Origin of the sequence: Kitasatospora sp. NPDC091276, assembly GCF_040684355.1 — a bacterium.
GTDB lineage: Bacteria > Actinomycetota > Actinomycetes > Streptomycetales > Streptomycetaceae > Kitasatospora.
Genome location: NZ_JBFBFU010000018.1, coordinates 114,685 through 134,443, shown reverse-complemented (window position 1 = coordinate 134,443; position 19,759 = coordinate 114,685). Strand labels below are relative to the sequence as shown.

General features: G+C 74.5%; 16 protein-coding genes. 7 read left to right on the top strand and 9 right to left on the bottom strand.

The features are described 5' to 3' along the window. Positions 1-275 precede the first annotated feature (275 nt). Positions 276-1,796 (bottom strand): M1 family metallopeptidase, encoded by a 1,521-nt coding sequence (locus tag AB0O19_RS22960; protein ID WP_363621884.1) that lies wholly within the window; start codon positions 1,794-1,796, stop codon positions 276-278. A gap of 378 nt (positions 1,797-2,174) precedes the next feature. Here AB0O19_RS22960 and AB0O19_RS22955 point away from each other — a divergent pair, with 378 nt between their 5' ends. Then, on the top strand, positions 2,175-3,065 hold the full coding sequence (locus AB0O19_RS22955) for a carbohydrate kinase (protein ID WP_363621882.1): 891 nt from the start codon (positions 2,175-2,177) through the stop codon (positions 3,063-3,065). Here AB0O19_RS22955 and AB0O19_RS22950 read toward each other — a convergent pair. Next, positions 3,062-3,583: a GNAT family N-acetyltransferase gene (locus tag AB0O19_RS22950; protein WP_363621880.1), complete on the bottom strand. Its 522-nt coding sequence runs from the start codon at positions 3,581-3,583 to the stop codon at positions 3,062-3,064. The two genes, AB0O19_RS22955 and AB0O19_RS22950, sit on opposite strands and share 4 nt — an antisense overlap. Positions 3,584-3,836: 253 nt before the next feature. Here AB0O19_RS22950 and AB0O19_RS22945 point away from each other — a divergent pair, with 253 nt between their 5' ends. Continuing rightward, positions 3,837-4,772, top strand: coding sequence for a polysaccharide deacetylase family protein (locus AB0O19_RS22945; protein ID WP_363621878.1), 936 nt, complete (start codon positions 3,837-3,839; stop codon positions 4,770-4,772). Between the two features lie 27 nt (positions 4,773-4,799). Here AB0O19_RS22945 and AB0O19_RS22940 read toward each other — a convergent pair whose 3' ends face one another. The 3 genes from AB0O19_RS22940 to AB0O19_RS22930 form a co-directional block, all read right to left on the bottom strand. Continuing rightward, on the bottom strand, positions 4,800-5,237 hold the full coding sequence (locus AB0O19_RS22940) for a YchJ family metal-binding protein (protein ID WP_363621876.1): 438 nt from the start codon (positions 5,235-5,237) through the stop codon (positions 4,800-4,802). A gap of 69 nt (positions 5,238-5,306) precedes the next feature. Beyond that, positions 5,307-6,857: an FAD-dependent monooxygenase gene (locus tag AB0O19_RS22935; RefSeq protein ID WP_363621874.1), complete on the bottom strand. Its 1,551-nt coding sequence runs from the start codon at positions 6,855-6,857 to the stop codon at positions 5,307-5,309. Between the two features lie 27 nt (positions 6,858-6,884). Further along, positions 6,885-7,496 carry a TetR family transcriptional regulator gene (locus AB0O19_RS22930; protein ID WP_363621872.1) on the bottom strand — a complete coding sequence of 204 codons (612 nt, stop codon included), beginning with the start codon at positions 7,494-7,496 and terminating at the stop codon, positions 6,885-6,887. A gap of 256 nt (positions 7,497-7,752) precedes the next feature. Between AB0O19_RS22930 and AB0O19_RS22925 the strand changes: the two genes are divergently transcribed. Then, complete coding sequence (locus AB0O19_RS22925) at positions 7,753-8,151, top strand: cytochrome C oxidase subunit I (protein WP_350881931.1); 399 nt, start codon at positions 7,753-7,755, stop codon at positions 8,149-8,151. A gap of 78 nt (positions 8,152-8,229) precedes the next feature. Here AB0O19_RS22925 and AB0O19_RS22920 read toward each other — a convergent pair whose 3' ends face one another. Continuing rightward, the gene (locus AB0O19_RS22920; protein WP_363621961.1) at positions 8,230-9,852 is read right to left on the bottom strand and encodes a ubiquinol-cytochrome c reductase cytochrome b subunit; all 1,623 of its coding nucleotides are present in this window, start codon (positions 9,850-9,852) and stop codon (positions 8,230-8,232) included. A 395-nt stretch (positions 9,853-10,247) separates the two neighbouring features. Between AB0O19_RS22920 and AB0O19_RS22915 the strand changes: the two genes are divergently transcribed. The 3 genes from AB0O19_RS22915 (at position 10,248) to efeB (ending at position 14,176) form a co-directional block, all read left to right on the top strand. Further along, positions 10,248-10,571 (top strand): hypothetical protein, encoded by a 324-nt coding sequence (locus tag AB0O19_RS22915; RefSeq protein WP_363621870.1) that lies wholly within the window; start codon positions 10,248-10,250, stop codon positions 10,569-10,571. A 207-nt stretch (positions 10,572-10,778) separates the two neighbouring features. Continuing rightward, the gene (gene efeU / locus AB0O19_RS22910; protein ID WP_363621868.1) at positions 10,779-12,848 is read left to right on the top strand and encodes an iron uptake transporter permease EfeU; all 2,070 of its coding nucleotides are present in this window, start codon (positions 10,779-10,781) and stop codon (positions 12,846-12,848) included. Beyond that, positions 12,848-14,176 (top strand): iron uptake transporter deferrochelatase/peroxidase subunit, encoded by a 1,329-nt coding sequence (gene efeB / locus AB0O19_RS22905; RefSeq protein WP_363621866.1) that lies wholly within the window; start codon positions 12,848-12,850, stop codon positions 14,174-14,176. Before efeU ends, efeB begins: the two co-directional genes overlap by 1 nt. A gap of 133 nt (positions 14,177-14,309) precedes the next feature. Here efeB and AB0O19_RS22900 read toward each other — a convergent pair whose 3' ends face one another. After that, on the bottom strand, positions 14,310-15,701 hold the full coding sequence (locus tag AB0O19_RS22900) for a HAMP domain-containing sensor histidine kinase (RefSeq protein ID WP_363621864.1): 1,392 nt from the start codon (positions 15,699-15,701) through the stop codon (positions 14,310-14,312). Continuing rightward, entirely contained in the window at positions 15,698-16,378 is a 681-nt protein-coding gene (locus tag AB0O19_RS22895; protein ID WP_363621862.1) for a response regulator transcription factor, read from the bottom strand. The genes AB0O19_RS22900 and AB0O19_RS22895 overlap by 4 nt, the downstream gene beginning before the upstream one ends. 175 nt (positions 16,379-16,553) lie before the next feature. Between AB0O19_RS22895 and AB0O19_RS22890 the strand changes: the two genes are divergently transcribed. Next, positions 16,554-18,023 carry a glutamate synthase subunit beta gene (locus AB0O19_RS22890; RefSeq protein ID WP_363621860.1) on the top strand — a complete coding sequence of 490 codons (1,470 nt, stop codon included), beginning with the start codon at positions 16,554-16,556 and terminating at the stop codon, positions 18,021-18,023. 241 nt (positions 18,024-18,264) lie between these two features. Here AB0O19_RS22890 and AB0O19_RS22885 read toward each other — a convergent pair whose 3' ends face one another. Continuing rightward, positions 18,265-19,704, bottom strand: a complete 1,440-nt coding sequence (locus AB0O19_RS22885) for a hypothetical protein (protein WP_363621858.1) — start codon at positions 19,702-19,704, stop codon at positions 18,265-18,267. Between the last annotated feature and the right edge of the window lie 55 nt (positions 19,705-19,759).

Below are 19,759 nucleotides of genomic sequence, written 5' to 3'. Positions count from 1 at the left end.
CTCACAGCTGATGAACGTGCTGGACGGTGTTTCGGGTTGTCTTCCGGGCACGGGGATTTTCGGCCGGCCGGCGCGGGGAGGTTGGACGGCCCGCGAGCCGGCCGGGACTCGGCCGGGCGGCGGGCGGGCCGTGGGCACCACGATGGCCGCGTCGGGCCCGTCCGGCCAGAGGCGCTCACGGGGCGTCCGGGCGCACGATGCGGCGCGCCAGGGGCGTACGGGTGGGACGCAGGGGGCGGCGGACCCACGGACCGGGCCGACCGGGTGGCGGTGGGTCAGAGCGTCCCGGAGCCGTGCGGCGCCTCGGTGGGGACACCGCGGGCGGCGGCCGCCGGGTCCGAGGTCACCGGGGTGACCGTCCAGTCGGGGTGGCCGGGCATCGGCGGGGTGCGCAGCCCGTACAGCCAGTCGGTGAGGAAGCCGGAGAGGTCCTGGCCGGAGACCTCGGAGGCGGTGCGCAGGTAGTCCCGGGTGGTGGCGGTGCCGTACCGGTGCTCGCGCAGGAAGGTGCGCTCGATCCGGTCGAAGGTCTCGGCGTCGACCCGCTCGCGCAGCGCGAACAGCACCAGCGCGCCGCCGGTGTAGCGCTGGCTGTCGAAGAGCTTGGCGGCGCTGGGAGCGGCGACCGGTCCGGAGTCGTGCCGCCACTGGTCGCCGAGGCCGTAGAGGGCCCGCATCCGGTCGACCAGGGTGGTGTGGCCCCAGGCGTCCGGCCAGCCGCGCTCGTAGCGGTAGACCAGGGCGTAGTAGTCGGCGTGCCCCTCGTTGAGCCACAGGTCCGCCCAACTGGCGGGGGAGACGCTGTCGCCGAACCAGGAGTGCACCAACTCGTGCATCTGGTGCGAGCCGATCGCGGACTCGGGCTGGCGCAGGAAGTTCGGCTTGTAGAGGGTGAGGGTCTGGGTCTCCAGGCCGGTGAAGCCGAACGCGGCGGGGTCGTCGGTGTCGGCCGGCAGGAGGCCGTAGGTCTCGAAGGGGAACGGCCCGAGGTGCTGCTCGGCCCAGGTCAGCTGGTCGGCGGTGAGCGCCAGGGCGGGTTCGAGGTCGGCGGCCCGGGCGGTCGGGACGACGTCGCGCAGCGGCAGGCCGTGCGGGCCGGTGCGCTCGCGGACGGTGTAGTTCCCGACGGAGACCTGCACCAGTTCGGTGGCCATCGGCTCGCGGGAGGCGTAGCGCCGGGTGGTCCGGCCGTCGCCGAGCCGTTCGGTCTGCGTCAACTCCCCGTTGGCGACGCCCAGCAGGCCGTCGGGCGCGGTGACGGCGATGGTGAACCGGGCCTTGTCGCTGGGGTGGTCGTTGCACGGGAAGACGGTGTGCGCGCTGTCCGGCTGGCCGGCCACCGCGAAGCCGTCCGGGGTCGGGACCCAGCCGGTGTGCGGGAGCCTGGCGCGCGGGTCGGCGGTGTACTCGACGGTCAGCCGCGCGGTGGTGCCGCGGTGCAGGGGCCGGGGCGGGGTGATGGTCAGCTTCTCGTCGTGGGAGGCGAACCCCGCCGGGCGCCCGTCGACCCGGACGGCGCGCACGGTCAGGCCCAGCGCGTCCAGCTCCAGGTGTGCCAGGGTGCGGGACGGCCGGGCGGTGATCACCGCGGTCGCGTCGACCGTGCGGGTATCGGCGCGGTAGTCGAACGACAGGTCGTAGGCGAGCGCGTCGTACCCGCTGTTGCCGAGTGAGGGGAAGACCGGGTCGCCGAGGCCGTCCGCGGCGGTGGCGGCCGGGGTGCCGGCGGACAGCAGCACCGCACTGAGCACGAGCGGGAGGACGAGGCCGACACGGGGCCTGGACAGGGCGATCACCGCACTTCGGGAGTCGTGGCCTCGGGGGCCTGGCTGGGGGACTCGTGGCTTCGGGAGTCCTGGCTTCGGGAGCCCCGGTGAGGAGCGGGGCCGGGCGGCGGTACGTGCGCGACGCACCGGGCACGGACCCTAGCGGACCGGGGCGCCCGCCAGGCGCTGCCGCCCGGACGGCTGTCGACACGAGGATCCCCCGGACGGCCTACAGCGATGGCGGGGCCGCCGCGCGCTGGCTAACGTTCGAAGTGCTTCGCCCCCTGACGGACGAGGCCACGGCCGTCGGAGAACCTGGCCAGGTCCGGCGGCCGTCCTTCATGCCCGGGCGCACCCCGTAGGCTGGCGGCCGAGACGACGCCCGCGTACCGGATGCCAGGAGCCGCCGTGACCAGCCCCGATTCGCACGTTCTGGTGATCGGCGAGTGCGTCGCCGACATCGTCCGCACGGATGGCGCCCCGGACACCGTCCACCCCGGCGGCAGCCCCGCGAACGTCGCCTACGGCCTGGCCCGGTTGGGGCGGCCCGCCACCCTGCTCACCCAGCTCGGGGAGGACGCCAACGGCCGGCTGATCCGGGCGCACCTGGAGTCGGTGGGGGTGGTGGTCCGGGCCGCCGGGGTGGCGCGGACCCCCTCGGCCGTGGTGCGTCTCGACGGGCAGGGGCGGGCGCGCTACACCTTCGACATCGGCTGGACGTTGCCGCCGACCGAACTCGCCGAAGCGCCGGGCGCGATCCACCTCGGCTCGATCGGGGCGGTCACCGACCCGGGCGCGGCGGCGGTGCTGGCGCTGGTCGAGCGGTGGCGCGGCCGGGCGCAGATCAGTTACGACCCGAACGTGCGCCCCGCGCTGATGGGTGAGCGGGCGCGGGCCGTGCGGCGGGTCGAGCGCTGCGTGGCACTGAGCGACGTGGTCAAGGCGAGCGACGAGGACCTGGCCTGGCTCTACCCCGGTGAGGACGCGGAGGCGGTCGCGCGCCGCTGGCTCGCCCTCGGCCCGGCCGTGGTCGCGGTGACCCTGGGCGCCGACGGCGCGTTCGCGCTCACCGCCGGGGGCGGGCACGCGCGGGCCGCAGCCGTTCCGGTGCCGGTCGCCGACACCGTCGGCGCCGGGGACTCCTTCACGGCGGCTTTCCTGCACGCCCGCGCGGCCGGCGCCGACCTCGCCGGCTGCCTCACCCAGGCGGTGACGGCCGCCGCGCTGACGGTCTCCCGCCCCGGCGCCAACCCGCCCTCGACGGCGGAGCTGACGGCCGCCCTGACGCGGACGGGTTAGCCGGCCAGCTCCTTGCCGTACCAGATCTGGGCGTACGGGCCGCTGCTGTAGGCGGGGATCTCGCGGTAGCCGTGGCGGGTGTAGAGCGCGCGGGCCTCGACCAGGTCGAGGCGGGTGTCGAGGACGATCCGCCGGGCGCCGAGCGAGCGGGCGGCCTCGTCGACGGCGGCGAGCAGCCGGGTGCCGCCGCCGGTGCCGCGCAGGCCGGGGCGGACGAACACCCGGGTCAGCTCGACGGTGTCGGCGTCGCGTCGGCGCAGCCCGGCGCAGGACTGGGCCGCGCCGTCGTAGTGGCCGAGCAGGAAGAGGCCGTCCGGTGCGGCGAGGTCGTCGCTGGGGGAGCCGGCCAGCCCCGACTCCAGTTCCTCGGGGGTGCCTTCGCGGCCGAGGTGCAGGCGGTAGTAGCGGTTGGCCACGTCGTAGTAGTACTCGCGCAGCAGGGCCAGGGCCTCGGGTGCGGTGACGTCCGCCGTGGCGACGGACCAGAGGCGGGCGGTGCGGGGCGCGGTGTCGGTCATGGGCGCATGATCGGTGGTCGCGGGCCCGGTCCGCAATCGGGTTTCGCACGGCCGCCCGGTCGGCTCGGGTGCCCGGCCGGTTCGGCAAAGGAAGGGCAAGGAGCCCGGCGCGTCGTTGCCCCGCACGGGTGATGAGGGGGTTGGCGGGGGTGCGCTGCGGGGGAGCAGTGCGTCTATGAACAGATCATCAAATCATCGCATTAATGCGGGTTTGAGAGGGATTCAGGGACGCGGCGCCGGCGCTCGGGCAGGTGTGCGGACCGGTCTGCTGGCCACCGTCTGCCTCTCCGCCGTCGCCGCCGGCTGCGCGGGGCCGGCCGACCCCGCGCAGCCGGCCGTCGTCCCGCCCGCGCCGGGTGCCGTGCCCGTCGTCGAACACGGGGTCGGCCGCCCGCCCGAGGCGCTGCCGGTGCTGCCGGGCCTGGCCCGCAAGGAGGAGGAGGCCGGCACCGAGGCGGTCGCGCGCCGGGAGTCGGAAACCCGGGCGGCCCTGGAGACCGCGCACCGCTGGGGCCTGGAGGCCCCGCCGCTGAAGGCGCCGCCACGCCCGGCGACCAGGCCGGTGCTCGCCCAGTCGCAGGGCGTGAAGCTCAAGGAGGGGCGACCGCCGGTGGTCTACCGGGTGCCGACCGACGAGAAGGTGGTCTTCCTCACCGTCGACGACGGCTCCGAGAAGGACCCGGAGTTCTCCCGGATGGCCGACGAACTCGGCATCCCGCTCAGCACCTACGTTTCCGACTACCTGGCCCGCGAGAACTACGGCTACTTCCGCGACCTGCACGCCCAGGGGGTGGAGATCAACAACCACACCATCAACCACCGCAACCTGAAGGTCCTCGGCTACGAGGCCCAGCGCGACGAGATCTGCCGTCAGCAGGACCAGCTGGAGAAGCAGATCGGCGTCCGCCCCCGGCTGTTCCGGCCCCCGTACGGCGAGTACAACGACGACACGCTGCGCGCGGCGGCGTCCTGCGGGGTCCAGGCGGTGCCGCTGTGGAACGAGGAGGCCTTCCCGGACCACATGGAGTGGCGCTACGACGACCGCAAGCTCCACTCGGGCGACATCATCCTCACCCACTTCCGGGGCACCGACCTCTGGAAGGCCTCGATGCCGGACCTGCTCCGCAAGGTCGTCAACGACGTCACCGCGCAGGGCTTCGCCCTCGGCCGGCTGGACGACTACCTGTAGGGGTTCGCCCGTCGAGGGCCCCGAGGATCAGCCGAGCGAGAGGGCGTCGAGGTACACCCAGGCGCCCTCGTGCCGGACGAACCGGCTGTGTTCGGTGAGCACGCCCTGCTCGCGGCCCTCGGTCCAGTGCGCCCGGAAGGCGACCGTGCCCTCCGCGTGGAAGGCGCCGCCCTCGGTGGTGGCCACCACCTCCAGGCCGGTCCAGCGCAGCGCCGGGTCGAAGTCCACCTCGGCGGGCCGGGTGTCCGGGTGCCAGGTGCGCAGCAGGTAGGCCTCGTCCTGGGCGGCGAAGGCGCTGTACCGCGAGCGCATCAGGGACTCGGCGGTGGTGGCCGCCGTCTGGCCGCGGTGCAGCCGCCCGCAGCAGTCGCCGTAGGCGGCGGGCAGGCCGCAGGGGCAGGGGGAGGAGGGCAGCAGCCGGGGCACGGAGGCGGAGGCGCGGGGCGCGGGGTGACGTCGGGACATGCGGTCCATTCTCTCCCTCCGGCCCCGGCCGCCCCGACCGGGGCCGGTGGGGCGTCCGGGTGCGGGTGCTCAGCAGCGGGCGGAGTCCGGTTCGCCGAACCAGGCGTGCAGCGCGCGCAGCAGCCCGTCCGGATCCTCCTCCCCGCGAGCGGCGGCCCAGGCGACGTAGCCGTCCGGGCGTACCAGCAGCGCGCCGGCGGGCGGTTGCGGGCAGTCGGCCGTGAGCACGTCCACCCGGCCCTTCCAACCGGCCGCGAGGTCGGCGAGCCGTGGCGGGCCCTCCGCGAGGTCGAGCAGCAGGGCCCGGCCGCCGCGGGCCAGTTCGGCGAGCCGGGTGGGGCCGGCGGCGGTGGTCAGCGGGAGGTCCGGCGCGAAGCCGCCGGCGAGCGGGTGCGGGCAGTCGGTGTCGTACCGGACGTCGCTGCCCGCCATGAGCGCGGCGATCCGCCCGAGGTTGTCCTGGTACGCGAGCAGCTCGCCGAACAGGGCGCGCAGGGCGGTGACGGCCGGGCCCGGGGACATCAGGGCCATCTGGGCCTGCGAGTGCATGAAGACCCGTTCGCCGATGGGGTACCGCTCGCGGTGGTAGCTGTCCAGCAGGCCGGGCGGGGCCCAGCCCTGGAGGTCGGAGGCCAGCTTCCAGCCGAGGTTCGCGGCGTCCTGGAGTCCGAGGTTGAGGCCCGGACCGCCGGTGGCGGCGTGCACGTGCGCGGCGTCGCCGACCAGCAGCACCCGGCCCTCGCGGTAGCGCTCGGCGAGCCGGGTGTTGTGCCCGACCTGGCGGCGCGGGGTGTGCGCGCCGGGCGTGTCGGCCGGGGCGAGCGGCAGGTCGGCGCCGGTCACCCGGCGGACGCTGGCGCGCAGTTCGTCCAGCGTGGCCGGCACGGTCTCGTCGACGGGCGGGCCGGCCCACTCCATGGTGGCCATCATGGCGAGTTCCGGGCCCATCGGGGCGAGCACGAACACGCCGTGCGCGGTGCGGGTGTGGGTGAACGGGCGGAACGGCGTCGGGCAGCCGGGCAGCAGCACCTCACCGGTGTCGAGCACCCGCAGCCCCTCGGGCGGGCGCACGTGGGCGATGCGCGCGACGGGGTCGGGCGAGGTGACCCCGGGGAAGCCGATCCCGGCCAGCTTGCGGACGGTGCTGCGGCCGCCGTCGGCGCCGACCAGGTAGCGGGCGCGCAGCCGCTCCGGCCCGTCCGGTCCGAGGACCTCGACGGTCACCCCCGCCGCGTCCTGGCTCAGGCCGGTGACCTCGCGGCCGTGGTGCACGGTCACGCCGAGTTCGCGGGCCCGCTCCGCCAGGGCCTGCTCGATCCGGTGCTGCGGCACCGGCAGGGCGTACAGCGGGTTGCCGTCGAGCTCCCGGAGGTCCAGCGGGAACGCGCCGAACACGAAGCGGGGCACCGGGACCGGGGCGCCCGGGCCGCCGAGCCGCTCGTACAGGCCGCGGTGGTCCAGCAGCCGGATCACCTGGCCGACCAGCCCGTTCGCCTTCTGCTCCGACGAACGTTCGGCCAGCCGGTCCAGCACCACCGGCCGGACTCCGGCCAGCGCCAGTTCGCAGGCCAGCATCAGCCCGTTCGGGCCGGCGCCGGCGATGATGACATCGTGGGTCATGGTAAATCCCCCTGTGCGACGGTGAGTTCACGAAGACGACGGTTCGGGGAGGCCGGCCGCCAGCTGCCGCAGTGCCTCCGCCAGGAGCGTTTGCAGCGGTACCGGCGGGTCGGCGCGCAGCCATACGTCGCTGGCCGCCTTGAGCGCGGCCAGGACGCCGGCGGCGACCAGTCTGGGGTGGAGGCCGCCGGGGTCGGCCCCGGTCCGGGCGGCCACCGCCGCGGTGAGCCCGGCCTCGGCGTCCGCGCCGGCGCGGGCCAGCTCGGCCTGGAGGGCCGGTTCGCGCAGCAGTAGCCGCACCGCGGCGGTCCACCGCGGGTCCGGCTGCTCCGCCGCGCCGTCGAAGGGCGCGAGGGTGGCCCGGGTGAGCGCCTCCCAGAGCGGTTCGGCCGCGGGCCGCTCGCTCAGCGCCTCGCCGACGAGCCGGATGCGGTCGCAGTGCCGGGAGACGATGGCCTCGGCCTTGCTGGAGAAGTAGTTGTTGTAGGTGCGCGGCGACACCCCGGCCGCGGCCGCGATGTCCTCGACCCGGACGTTCTCCAGGCCCAGTTCCACCGCCAGGCGCAGTGCGGCCCAGCTCAGCGCCTCCCGGGTCGCGGCCTTCTTCCGTTCCCGCAGACCGATCTGACTCTTCGTCATGACCACCACTCTCCCCGGAAGTCTGCGCGCCGCGCAAGACTGCGTGGCACGCAACTTTTTCGGATCCGACACCCCGGGCGGATCCGCCCCGGCGGGGTTGCGAGGAGTCGCGCGGCGGCTCGGCGAGTCGCCCTGCCCACCCGGTTGGTCACTGATAGTAGTGGCCTGGTTGCGGAGCGGTCTCCCGCGCCGGTTCGGCGGGACGGTTCGACAGGACGTCCCGACAGCACACCTCGACAGGACATGAGGAGCGGTCATGGGTGGCAGACAGCGTCCGCCGGGAGCGCGGACCCCTCGGCAGGGCAGGCCCGTCGCGGGCGGCCGGGTGAACGCCCGGGCGGAGATCGCCCGGCTGGAGGGTTATCTCGCCTGGGAGGCCGAGGTGGCGGCGGCCGAACGGGACGCCCGGGCCTTCGCCGGGCAGTTCCCGTGGCTGCCCGCCGCGGAGCGGGAGAGCCTGGAGCAGGCCTACGCCGCCGACCGGCTGCGCTACGCCGAGGAGGTCGTCGACCGCGCCGTCGAGCGCTGCCGCCGGCTGGCCGCCCGCTACCGCAGCGAGTGCCGCCGGATCTGCGCCCGCTGGGCCGCGCTCTGCCTCTCCGTCACCCTGGCGGCGGCGCTGTTCGCCGTCGTCCCGGCGGCCCTGCGGGCCTGAGCCGGGCCGATCCGCCGGCACGCCCGAGGGCCCGCCGCGCCGATGACGGCGCAGCGGGCCCTCGGGCGTGCGCGGGGATCAGTGGTGGCCGTGGCCGCTGCTGATCTCCTGGTGCTCCTCGGCGGTGGGCTTGGCGATCTGGCTGCCCTCGCCGTAGAAGCCGCGGGACAGCTTGGCCCTCGTCCGGGCGAACAGCCCGGCCTTGCGGACCACCCCGTTCTCGTCCACCTCCGGCGGCAGGTCCTCCGGCTGCGGCTGCTCGTGCGCGGTGAGGGTGTACATCCGGCCCGGCGGGAGCGGGGCGTGCACCTCGACGAACTCGCCGTGCTGGAGCCGGTTGATGACGCCGGTCTCCCGGCCGTGCAGCACCTTCTCCTTGTCGCGCCGCTGCAGGCCCAGGCACCACCGCTTGGTGACCACGAAGACGACCACCGGCACGACGAAGAAGCCGGTGCGCACCGCGTAGGTGATCGCGTTGATCGACAGGTGGAAGTGGGTGGCGAGCAGGTCGTTGCCGCCGCCGGCCAGCAGGATCAGGTAGAGGCCGATCCAGGCCGCGCCGAAGGCCGTGCGCACCGGTGCGTTGCGCGGCCGGTCGGCGATGTGGTGCTCGCCGCGGTCCCCGGTGACCCAGGCCTCCAGGAACGGGTAGCACCAGATGATCAGCAGCACGGTCGGGAAGACCATCAGCGGGACGAACACCCCGAGGTTCAGGGTGTGGCCGCCCCAGACGCTGATCTCCCAGCCGGGCATCACGCGCACCAGGCCCTCGGAGAAGCCCATGTACCAGTCCGGCTGGGCGTCGGTGGACACCTGGTCGGGCCGGTAGGGGCCGTAGGCCCAGATCGGGTTGACGGTGGCGATCGCCGACATGAACGCGACCACGCCGAAGACCAGGAAGAAGAAGCCGCCGGCCTTGGCCATGTAGACCGGCATCAGCGGCATGCCGACCACGTTGTCGTTGGTCCGGCCGGGCCCGGCGAATTGGGTGTGCTTGTGGTAGAAGACCAGGATCAGGTGCGCCGCGAGCAGGCCGACCATGACCCCCGGGATCAGCAGGACGTGCACGGTGAACAGCCGCGGCACGATGTCCTGGCCGGGGAACTCGCCGCCGAACATGAAGAACTGCAGGTACGAGCCGACGATCGGCACGGCCAGGACGGCACCCTCCATGAACCGGATGCCGGTGCCGGAGAGCAGGTCGTCCGGCAGCGAGTAGCCCATGAAGCCGTCGAACATGCCGAGGAAGAGCAGCAGTGCGCCGAAGACCCAGTTGATCTCGCGGGGCTTGCGGAACGCGCCGGTGAAGAAGACGCGCATCATGTGCGTCAGCATCGAGGCGACGAACACGATCGCCGCCCAGTGGTGGACCTGGCGCATCAGCAGGCCGCCGCGGACCTCGAAGCTGATGTCGATGGTCGAGGCGTAGGCCTCCGACATCTGGATGCCCTTGAGCGGGACGTACGAGCCGTCGTAGATGACCTCGCCCATGCTCGGCTTGAAGAAGAGGGTCAGCCAGACGCCGGTGATGATGATGATGACGAAGGTGTAGAGCGCGATCTCGCCCAGCATGAAGGACCAGTGGTCCGGGAAGATCTTGCGCAGATTGGCCTTGGCCAGGGAGTAGATGCCGACCCGGCCGTCGGTCCAGTCGGCCAGGGCCTCGGCCTTGTTCGCGGGGTTGGCGCGCGTGCTGGTCACCGGTCCCGGCTGCGACTGCTGGTCGGTTCTCACGACGGACTCCCCGGCGTCCTCGGCGTGCCGGGCTGGAGGCCCGCCGGCAAAGACGCCGGCCGGCGAAGTGTTGTGATCATGGGACCTCTCGATACGGGCCCGCCGGCTGAACCGGCACGCGGAGCGGGTGACCCACTGGCCCGTTGCTCAGGGTGATGGAGCGCTTACTCTGTCATGCTGTCGGCAGGGGGCCGACTGTGCACGTCCATCGGTCCGTACGGCCGCTCGTGTCGGGCCGGACGGGGGGTCCTGACGTCCGATCGGCCGCCGGACGGGTGGCGGTGCTGCGCCCGGGTGCCGCTGAACCGTTTCGGCGCGCGCCGCGTCCGGAGGTCGCGCGATCCCGGGCCTACGCTGCGCCAATGGTGGATCACCCTGAACTCTTCGAGGACGTCACCGCGGCCCTCGCCCGCGCCGGGATCGACGCCGGGCCGGGCCCGTCCCTGCTGCGGATCGGCCATCGGCCGCCGGGGGTGGCGGTCGGCTGGTCGCCGGGGGAGGGGCCGGACGGGCCGCCCTCCCGGGGGGCGCGCGAGGCGGTCAGCGGTGCGGCCGCCGTCGTGCTGCGCGAGTGCGGCTACCTGGTCGCCGAGACGGCCGGCGGCGAGCTGTTGGTGACGCCCGCCGCCGCACCGGTGGCGGTGCCGGCGGAGCCGGAGACGGTGCCGGAGCAGTGGTGGGGCTGAGCCGGGCCGACTCGGCAGCCCTCATACCGAACCCTTACCTGAACGGGGGGTGCTGTTGACCACGGCGGCTCTAAGGTTTGCCTAAGCTAAGTCGAAGCGCCCTGGACCTTCGTGTCCGGGGCGTTCGGCTGTGCCGCGCCGCCGCCACCCGCGGCGGGCCGCCGAGTTCAGGTACGACCCGGGGTGACCGGGGGAGGAGCCCGCTGCATGTGGGATGAGGCGTTTCCCAGCTTTCTGATCGGGCTGCGCGAGGGTCTGGAAGCCGGACTGATCGTGTCGATCCTGGTCGCCACGCTCGTCCGCTTCGGGCACAAGGCCCGGTTGCCGCAGGTGTGGACCGGCGTCGCGGCGGCGATCGCGCTCAGCCTCAGCTTCGGTGCGGTGCTCACCTTCACCGCCGCCAACCTCTCCGGCCACGCCCAGGAGGCGTTCGGCGGGGTGCTGAGCCTGATCGCGGTCGGCTTCGTCACCGCGATGGTGTTCTGGATGCGCCGCTCGGCACGCACCCTCTCCGCCGAGCTGAAGGAGAAGGTCCAGGCCTCGCTGGCGATGGGCGCCGGCGCGCTGGTGCTCACCAGCTTCCTGGCCGTCGGCCGCGAAGGCCTGGAGACCTCGCTCTTCCTGTGGACCAACGTGCGCACCGCCGGGGAGTCCACCGGGCCGCTGCTCGGCGCGGCCGTCGGCCTGGTGCTCTCGGCCGGCCTCTGCTGGGGCCTGTACCGGCGGGCGCTGAAGATGAACCTCACCCGGTTCTTCACCATCACCGGCGCCGGCCTGATCGTGGTCGCGGCGGGCGTGCTCGGCTACGGCCTGCGCGACTTGCAGGAGTCCGGGCTGGTCGGCGGCGGCAGCTCGTACGCCTTCGACCTGAGCGGCCACCTGGACGCCTCGTCCTGGTACGCCACGCTGGTGCAGGGCACCCTCAACCTGACCGTCACCATGACGGTCCTCCAGGTCGTCGGCTACCTCGCCTACCTGTGCATCGTGATGACGCTGTTCGTCGAGGGCGTCCGCGGCGGCAAGACCGCTCCGGCCGCCGGGAAGGCGGCGCAGGGCGAGGCGGCGCAGGGCGAGAAGGCCGGGGCGGCCGCGCCCGAGGCCGCCGGGCCGGTGCGGTCCGGGCGGCCGCGCTGGGCCGTGCCGACCGCGCTGGTCGCGGTGCCGGTGGTGGTCGCCGGGGCCGTGATCGCGGTCAGCGACGGCAAGCAGGGCAGCTCCGCCACCGTGTCCGTCTCCGAGCAGGAGTGCGGCAAGGGCTTCAGCACCCCGCTGCCCGGCCAGCAGGTCTTCCAGATGCACAACACCGGGGACAAGGTCTCCGAGGTCTACCTGGTCAACCCGGCCAGCGGCGCCGTCTACGGCGAGATCGAGGGCCTGGCCCCCGGCACCACCCGCGCGCTGACCGCGACCATCGGCTCCGGCGACTACGCCTGGCGCTGCGTGCCCACCGGCGGCACGTCCGTCACCTCGGCCGCCGTGCACGTCACCGGCGGCGGCCAGGTCAAGGCCGTCAAGCCGGTCGCCGAGGACGACCTCAAGGGCCCGCTCGACGCCTACAAGGACTACGTCGGCAAGGGCCTCGCGACCCTGCTGACGCAGACCCAGAAGCTCCAGGCAGACGTCCACGGCGGCGACCTCGCCACCGCCAAGGCCGACTGGCTCACCGCCCACCTCCAGTACGCCTCGCTCGGCGCCGCCTACGGCACCTTCGCCGAGCTCGACGGCAAGATCGACGGCCGGCCCGACGGGCTCGCCGACAAGGCCCAGGACAAGGACTTCACCGGTTTCCTACGCCTGGAGTACGGCCTGTGGCACGGCCAGTCCGCCGCCGACCTGACGCCCGTCGCCGACCAGCTGGCCGCCGACGTCGCCAAGCTCGGGCAGGACTTCCCCGGCCAGGACTTCGACCCCGGAGACCTCCCGCTGCGCGCCCACGAGATCCTGGAGAACACCCTCCAGTTCGAGCTCACCGGCGACACCGACCAGGGCAGCGGCACCAACCTGGCCACCGCCCAGGCCAACCTGGCCGGTACCCGGGAACTGCTGACCGTCCTGCAGCCGCTGCTCGACGAGCGCGACCCCCAGCTGCTCCCCCGCGTCGACGCCGGGATGAAGCGGGTCGGCGATCTGGTCGCCGCCGCCCACAAGCCCGAGGGCTGGACCGCACTGGAGCAGCTCCCCGCCGACGCCCGCCGCCAGCTCAACGGCGCCACCGGCCAACTGCTCGAAGACCTCGCCCCCATCCCCGCCCTGCTCGAGATCCGGAAGGCCGCCTGATGACCGACCACACCGCTGCCACCGGAGGCTCCTGCCCGTTCCCGCACGCCGCCGCGTCCGCCCCGGCCGTCGCCGAGGGCGGCTGCCCGGCCGGTCCGGCCCGCCGCAGCTTCGTCCGGACCGCCCTCGGCGCCGGCGCCGGAGCGGCCGTCATGGCGGGCGGGGCGTTCACCCTGGCCGCCGGCCCGGCCTCCGCCGGGGACAGCCGCCAGGCGAAGAGCGGAGTCGTCCCGTTCCACGGCGACCACCAGGCCGGCGTCACCACCCCGGCCCCCGGCTACGCCGCCTTCGTGTCCTGCCAGGTGATAGCCCAGGACCGCAAGGGCCTGGAGGACCTCCTCAAGACCCTGACCGAGCGGATCCGCTTCCTCACCGCCGGCGGCACCCCGCCCGACCTCGGCGTCGGCGCGCCGCCCGCCGACAGCGGCATCCTCGGCCCCACCGTGCCCACCGACAACCTGACCGTCACGGTCGGCGTCGGCGCCTCGCTGTTCGACGACCGGTACGGGCTGGCCAAGGCCAAGCCGACCAAGCTGGCCCCGATGAAGACCTTCCCCAACGACAATCTGCAGGCCGCCGAACTCCACGGCGACCTCTCGCTGCAGATCTGCGCCGACCGCCAGGACACCGTGCTGCACGCGCTGCGCGACATCACCCGGCACACCCGCGGCGCGATGCAGATCCTCTGGCGGATCGACGGCTTCCAGAGCGAGTCCCGCCCGGACGGCGCCCAGCGCAACCTGCTCGGCTTCAAGGACGGCATCGTCAACCCCGACACCACCTCCGCCCGCGAGATGGACCGGCTGATCTGGATCACCGACGGGCTGGGCGAGCCCGCCTGGGCGACCGGCGGCAGCTACCAGGTGATCCGGATCATCCGGATGCTGATCGAGTTCTGGGACCGCGTCACCCTCGCCGAGCAGGAGAAGATGTTCGGCCGCCGCCGCGACACCGGCGCGCCGCTGGACGGCCGCCAGGAGACCGACGCGCCGGACTACGGCAAGGACCCGGAGGGCAAGGCGATCCCGCTCAAGGCGCACATCCGGCTCGCCAACCCGCGCACCGCCGACACCGACACCTCGCGCATCCTGCGCCGCGGCTTCAACTACGACCGGGGCGTCGACCAGGCCGGCAACCTGGACATGGGCCTGGTGTTCTGCTGCTACCAGCAGGACGTGGTGCGGCAGTTCGAGGCCACCCAGACCCGGCTCATCGACGAGCCGCTGGTCGACTACATCTCGCCGACCGGCGGCGGGTACTTCTTCGTCCTGCCGGGCGTGAAGGACAACGCCGACTGGCTCGGGCGCGGGCTGCTCGCGGCGGTCTGACGGCGGTCTGACGGGCGGTCCCACGGCGGCCGACGTGACGCCGCCGGGCCCGGGGCGCTGCCGCGTGCCCGGGGCCCGGCGGCGTTGCGCGTGCCCCGGAGCCGCCACGCGGACGGGAGGTCGAGGACACGCCCTACGGGCCGAGGGTGAAGCCGATCACCGCGCCGCCGCCGTCCCGGTTGGCGGCGAAGGCCTCGCCGCCGTGCGAGCCGGCCACCTCGTGCACGATGGCCAGGCCCAGCCCCGAACCGGGCAGGCTGCGCGCGGCGGTGGCCCGGTAGAAGCGGTCGAAGACCCGGGAGAGGTCGGCCTCGTCGATCCCCGGCCCGCCGTCGCGCACCTCGACCCGGCGGCCGCGCACCACCACCTCGATCGGGGCCGTCCCGGCCGGGTCGAACTTGGCGGCGTTGTCCAGCAGGTTGCCCACCGCCCGGGCCAGCGCGTCCGGGCGGGCCGTGACCACCGTGTCGTCGGCGTCCACGGTGATCTCCCGGCCGCTGCGCCGCCGGGCCTGTGCGGCGGCCTCGCGCACCAGCTCGGCCAGCACCAGCTCGGTCGGCTCCTCGTCGGCCTTCCGGTCCGCGGCGAGCGCCACCAGCTCCTCCACCAGCAGCGTCAACTCCCTCGCCTCCTCGGCCAGATCGGCCATCAGTGCGGCCTGTTCGGCGGGCGGCAGGCGGTCCAGGCCGGGCAGGACCGAGAGGTTGGTGCGCAGGCTGGTCAGCGGGGTGCGCAGCTCGTGCCCGGCGTCCTGGACGAGCCGGCGCTGGTTCTCCTTGGCCGTGGCGAGCCGGCCCAGCATCCGGTCGAAGGCCCGGCCGAGCCGGCCGACCTCGTCCGTTCCGGCGGCCGGTACCGGAACGTCCAACCGTCCGCTGGCGGCGACCAGTTCGGCCGCGTCGGTGAGCCGGACCAGCCGGCCGGTGATCCGCCGGGCGAGCAGCCAGCCGGCCCCGCCCGCGAGCACCGCGACCACCGCCACCGACACCCCGGTACGGATCCGCAGCGTCGCCAGCAGGTGCTCGGTGGGGCCCAGTTGCTGGGCGATCTGGACCGCGCCGCGGCCGCCGCCGAGCGAGACCACGGCCACCCGGTAGGTGTCGCCGTGCACGCGCCGGAGCCCGGACGAGGTCTGGCCGGGGTCGTCGGAGCGGGCGAGGGAGCGGTCCTCCGGGGTCGGCCGGAGGTCGATCCGGGCGGTGCCGGGCAGCACCTCCCCGTCGGGGCCGAGGGATTGCGAGGTGACCCGGATCGGGCGCAGCAGATCCTCGCTCAGGCCGCCCGTGCCGTTGAAGTCGCCGGGGAACAGCATCTCCCGGCCGACCTGCTGGTGCACCGCCTGGACGGCCGCGGTGAAGTCGGCGCCCTCGTCGTCCCGGATCAGCCGGGCGGCGGAGTGGTAGCCGAGCGCGCCGATCAGCACCGCGACCAGGGCGGCCATCGCGGCGAAGGCGAGCGAGACGGTGGTGCGCAGCCCCGGGCGCGGCCACAGCGGCCGCGGCCGCGACCGGCCCCGGCCGGTCACGACTCGCGCAGCGTGTAGCCGACGCCGCGGACGGTGTGGATCAGCGGTGTCAGGCCGGGCCGGTCCAGCTTGCGGCGCAGGTAGCCGATGAACACCGCGAGGTTCTTCGAGCCGGGGCCGAAGTCGTAGCCCCAGATCCGCTCGTACACCGTGGCCTGGTCGAGCACCGAGCCCGCGTGCCGGGTCAGCAGCTCCAGCAGGTCGAACTCGGTCCGGGAGAGCTCCAGCTCCTGCCCGGCCCGCCAGGCGCGCCGGGCGTGCGGCTCGACCCGCAGGTCGGCCACCGCGAGGACGCCCCCGGCGGGTTCGGGCGGGTTGCGGCGCAGCAGGGCGCGCAGGCGGGCGAACAGCTCGTCCACGTCGAAGGGCTTGACCAGGTAGTCGTCGGCCCCGGCGTCGAGCCCGGCGATCCGGTCCGGGACCTCGACCCGGGCGGTGAGCATCAGGACCGGGGTGCGGTCGCCGTCGGCGCGCAGGCGGCGGCAGACCTCCAGGCCGTCCGGGCCGGGCATCATCACGTCCAGCACCAGCAGGTCCGGGCGCTGCTCCGTGAGGGCGGCCAGGGTCTGCGCGCCGTCCGCGGCGGTGCTCACCCGGTAGCCCTCCAACTGGAGGGCGCGGGTGAGGGAGTCGCGGATGGCCCGGTCGTCCTCGGCGATCAGCACGGTGTGGGTCATGGCCCCGATTCTCCCCGGCGCGCCCACGGCGGCGTCCGGCGGGTCCGGGCCCGGCCGGTGGCCGTGCCGGCCGCGGCTTTCGCAGCGCCGGGGAGGGGCGTACGGTGGCCACACGGTGGCGTGTCCGCCGGGGGCGCCGCCGGGTCCTTGTCGGCACACCCCGCCGGAGGCCGCGATGGCAGACCGGATGGCCTTCCTCACCACCCCGCGCGCCGAGCGCGAGCGGCGGGACGCACAGCAGCGACTGGGGGACTCCCGGGAGGTGTACCAGCCGCGGACGCCGCTGCCGGTGGTGGGCGGGCAGGCGGGCCGGTGCATGGACTGCGGGCTGCCGTTCTGCCACCACGCCTGCCCGCTGGGAAACCTGGTGCCGGAGTGGAACCGGCTGGTGGCGGACGCGGACTGGCGGGCCGCCGCCGCCCGGCTGCTGGCGACCAACAACTTCCCCGAGTTCACCGGAAGGCTCTGCCCGGCACCCTGCGAGAGCGCGTGCGTGCTGGCGATCGACGGCGCGGCGGTGGCGATCAAGAACGTCGAGCTGGCGATCACCGACCGGGCCTGGGAAGAGGGCTGGGACCTGCCGCAGCCGCCCGATCGGGGCGCCGGGTGGCGGGTGGCCGTGGTCGGCTCGGGCCCGGCGGGCCTGGCCGCCGCGCAACAGCTGACCCGGGCCGGGTACGCCACCACGGTGTACGAGCGGGCCGACCGTCCCGGCGGGCTGCTGCGCTACGGGATCCCGCCGTTCCGGCTGGAGAAGCACCGGCTGGACCGGCGGCTCGACCAGATGCGGGCCGAGGGCACGGACTTCCGCACCGGGGTGTTCGTCGGCCGGGACCTCGCGGCCGGGGAACTGCGGGCCGGGTGCGACGCGCTGGTGGTGGCGGTCGGTGCGACCGCCTGCCGGGAGCTGGCGGTGCCGGGGTGCGCCCTGCCCGGCGTGCACCAGGCGATCGACTACCTGACCTGGGCGAACCGGGTCGACGAGGGCGACCGCGCGGCCCCGCCGGTGTCCGCCGAGGGTCGGCACGTGGTGATCGTCGGCGGCGGGGACACCGCGGCCGACTGCCTGGGGACGGCGCTGCGCCAGGGCGCGGCCTCCGTCACCCAGCTCGACATCAACCCGTGTCCGCCGGTGTGCCGGGCGCCGGAGCAGCCCTGGCCCGTCCACCCGAAGGTGTACCGGGAGACCACCTCGCACGAGGAGTCGGGGGCCGCGGCGGCCGGTCCCCGGGTGTTCGCGGCGACCACGGTCGGCTTCGAGGCCGGACCGGACGGCCGGCTGGCCGCCGTCCGCTTCGCCGAGGCCGAACCGGCCGACCGCAGCCCCCGGACCGGCACCGAGCGGCGCATCCCGGCGGAGCTGGTGCTGCTCGCGCTGGGCTTCAGCGGCCCGGAGCCGGACCAGGGGCTGATCGCCCAACTCGGCCTCACCACCGGCCCGGACGGCGCCCTGGCCCGGGACGACGACTTCGCCACCGGCGCGCCGGGCGTCTTCGTCGCCGGGGACGCCGGGCGCGGGCAGTCACTGATCGTGTGGGCGATCGCCGAGGGGCGGGCGGTGGCCGCGGCGGTGGACCGCCATCTGCGCGGCGGCACCGAACTCCCGGCGCCGATCCGGGCGTCGGCACGGGCGCTCACGCTCTGAGGGGCGTGCGGGCGGTCACGTGCTGAGGGGCGTGCGGGCGGTCACGTGCTGAGGGGCGTGCGGGCGCACACGCGCTGAGGGGCGTGCGGGCGCTCACGCGCTGAGGGGCGTGCGGGCGTTCATTGCTCTGAGGGGCGTGCGGGCGGGCCCGGCGGCCCGGCCGCACCTCCGCGCAACCCATTGCGGTGTGGGGTATCTGCTGCCGGTGCGGTGAGCGGGGCCGGGCCCGGTCGGTTTCGGGTCAGAGCAGCGGCAGCCGGCGGAGGAAGACGTCAGGGGCCTGGTTGGTGTCGCCCGGGACGAGCGTGCCGTCCTCGGAGGTGAACAGCACCGTGGTGCCGAGGGCGTCGATGAACGGCCGCTCCGAGGCGCCGGCGGTCTGCGAGCCGTCCGTCGCCACGCTGACCCGCTCGGTGCGGCCGGTCCGCAGGTCGCGCCGGAAGACGTCCCCGGCGTTGTTGGTGTCCCCTGGCACCAGGTTCGCCGCGTCGGAGTCGAAGTAGACCCAGCGGGCGTCGGCGGTGATCTGCGCGTGGTAGGAGTCGCCGGAGGTCTTCGTCCCCGGGAGCCCGGCGCTGACCAGGGTCTCGGTGTCCTCCTCCAGGTCGCGGACGTACACCTCGAAGTGGTGCCCCCGGGGGCCGTTGCCGTCCTGGAGCAGCGCCGAGTAGACGGCGTAGCGGCCGTCCCGGCTGAGCGCCGGGGAGGCCGCCCCGCGGTAGCCGCCCGCCCCGTCGGTGCTCACCAGGACGCTCTGCTCGTCGCGGAGGTCGCGGACGTAGAGCGGGTAGAAGCGGGGCTTGAGGATCGTCGGCTGGTCGTCGTGCCGGAAGGAGTCGCGGACGAACTCCTCGTCGGAGACGCCGTCGAGCTCGGCGGCGGCCTTCGCGGCGAGGGCGCCGGGCTTGTCCTGGCCGATGATGTTGGTGGCCTTCGAGATGAAGCCGACCGAGCCGCCGTCCCCGCTGATCACCGGCTCGGCGGAGGAGGCGTTCGCCTCGGTTCCGTCCGCGCCGACGCTGACCAGGCGGGTCCCGCCCGTCGAGCGGTCGGTGACGTAGATGTTGCCGCCCGTCCAGGTGACCGTGCCGGGGGCCAGGTCGGAGCGGTTGGACTGGTAGGCGACGTACCGGCCGTCCCAGCTGATCGACGGGTGGCTGGACTGCCGGCCGGCCTGCGGCTTGGCCGGGTCGTGTCCGGTGGACACCAGCTCGGTGCTCCCCGTCCAGCGGTCGTGGACGTAGACGTCCTCGAAGCCGAGGTTCCCGCCGGGGGCGAGGTTGGTGGCGTAGGAGCTGAACGCCACGTAGCGGCCGTCGCCGCTGATCGTGGCGTTGAAGGAGTCGTCGGCCGCCTGGGCGCCGTTCGCGCCGGTGCTGACCCGTTCGGTCCGGCCGGTCCACAGATCCCGGACGAAGACGTCCGACTTGCCGTTGGTGTCGCCGGGAACCAGATTGGCGGCCTTCGAGGTGAAGACGGCGAAGCGGCCGTCGGCGCTCAGACCGGCGGCGTCCGAGGCGCCGTCGGGCTGCCTCTGGCCGAGCCCGACGGACACCCGTTCGGTGCGGCCGCGCGGCGCGTCCGCCTGGGCGGGCGTCGCCACCGTGACGGCGGCCAGCGCGGCCGCCGTCAGCGCGCCGGCCGCGCGCAGCAGGTGTGGTGCGGAACGTGTGCGAGTCATCCGGTTCCTCCCCTGGGTGCGGCCGGCCGCGTCGAATTCCCCGGCGGCCGGCTCG

Excerpts from the sequence above, each read along its gene's own strand:
- AB0O19_RS22925 (WP_350881931.1), top strand. The coding sequence starts at position 7,753 with ATGGGTGGCAGACAGCGTCCGCCGGGAGCGCGGACCCCTCGGCAGGGC.
- AB0O19_RS22895 (WP_363621862.1), bottom strand. The coding sequence starts at position 16,378 with ATGACCCACACCGTGCTGATCGCCGAGGACGACCGGGCCATCCGCGAC.
- efeU (WP_363621868.1), top strand. The coding sequence starts at position 10,779 with ATGTGGGATGAGGCGTTTCCCAGCTTTCTGATCGGGCTGCGCGAGGGT.
- AB0O19_RS22915 (WP_363621870.1), top strand. The coding sequence starts at position 10,248 with ATGGTGGATCACCCTGAACTCTTCGAGGACGTCACCGCGGCCCTCGCC.
- AB0O19_RS22940 (WP_363621876.1), bottom strand. The coding sequence starts at position 5,237 with ATGTCCCGACGTCACCCCGCGCCCCGCGCCTCCGCCTCCGTGCCCCGG.
- AB0O19_RS22930 (WP_363621872.1), bottom strand. The coding sequence starts at position 7,496 with ATGACGAAGAGTCAGATCGGTCTGCGGGAACGGAAGAAGGCCGCGACC.
- efeB (WP_363621866.1), top strand. The coding sequence starts at position 12,848 with ATGACCGACCACACCGCTGCCACCGGAGGCTCCTGCCCGTTCCCGCAC.
- AB0O19_RS22890 (WP_363621860.1), top strand. The coding sequence starts at position 16,554 with ATGGCAGACCGGATGGCCTTCCTCACCACCCCGCGCGCCGAGCGCGAG.
- AB0O19_RS22935 (WP_363621874.1), bottom strand. The coding sequence starts at position 6,857 with ATGACCCACGATGTCATCATCGCCGGCGCCGGCCCGAACGGGCTGATG.
- AB0O19_RS22950 (WP_363621880.1), bottom strand. The coding sequence starts at position 3,583 with ATGACCGACACCGCGCCCCGCACCGCCCGCCTCTGGTCCGTCGCCACG.
- AB0O19_RS22885 (WP_363621858.1), bottom strand. The coding sequence starts at position 19,704 with ATGACTCGCACACGTTCCGCACCACACCTGCTGCGCGCGGCCGGCGCG.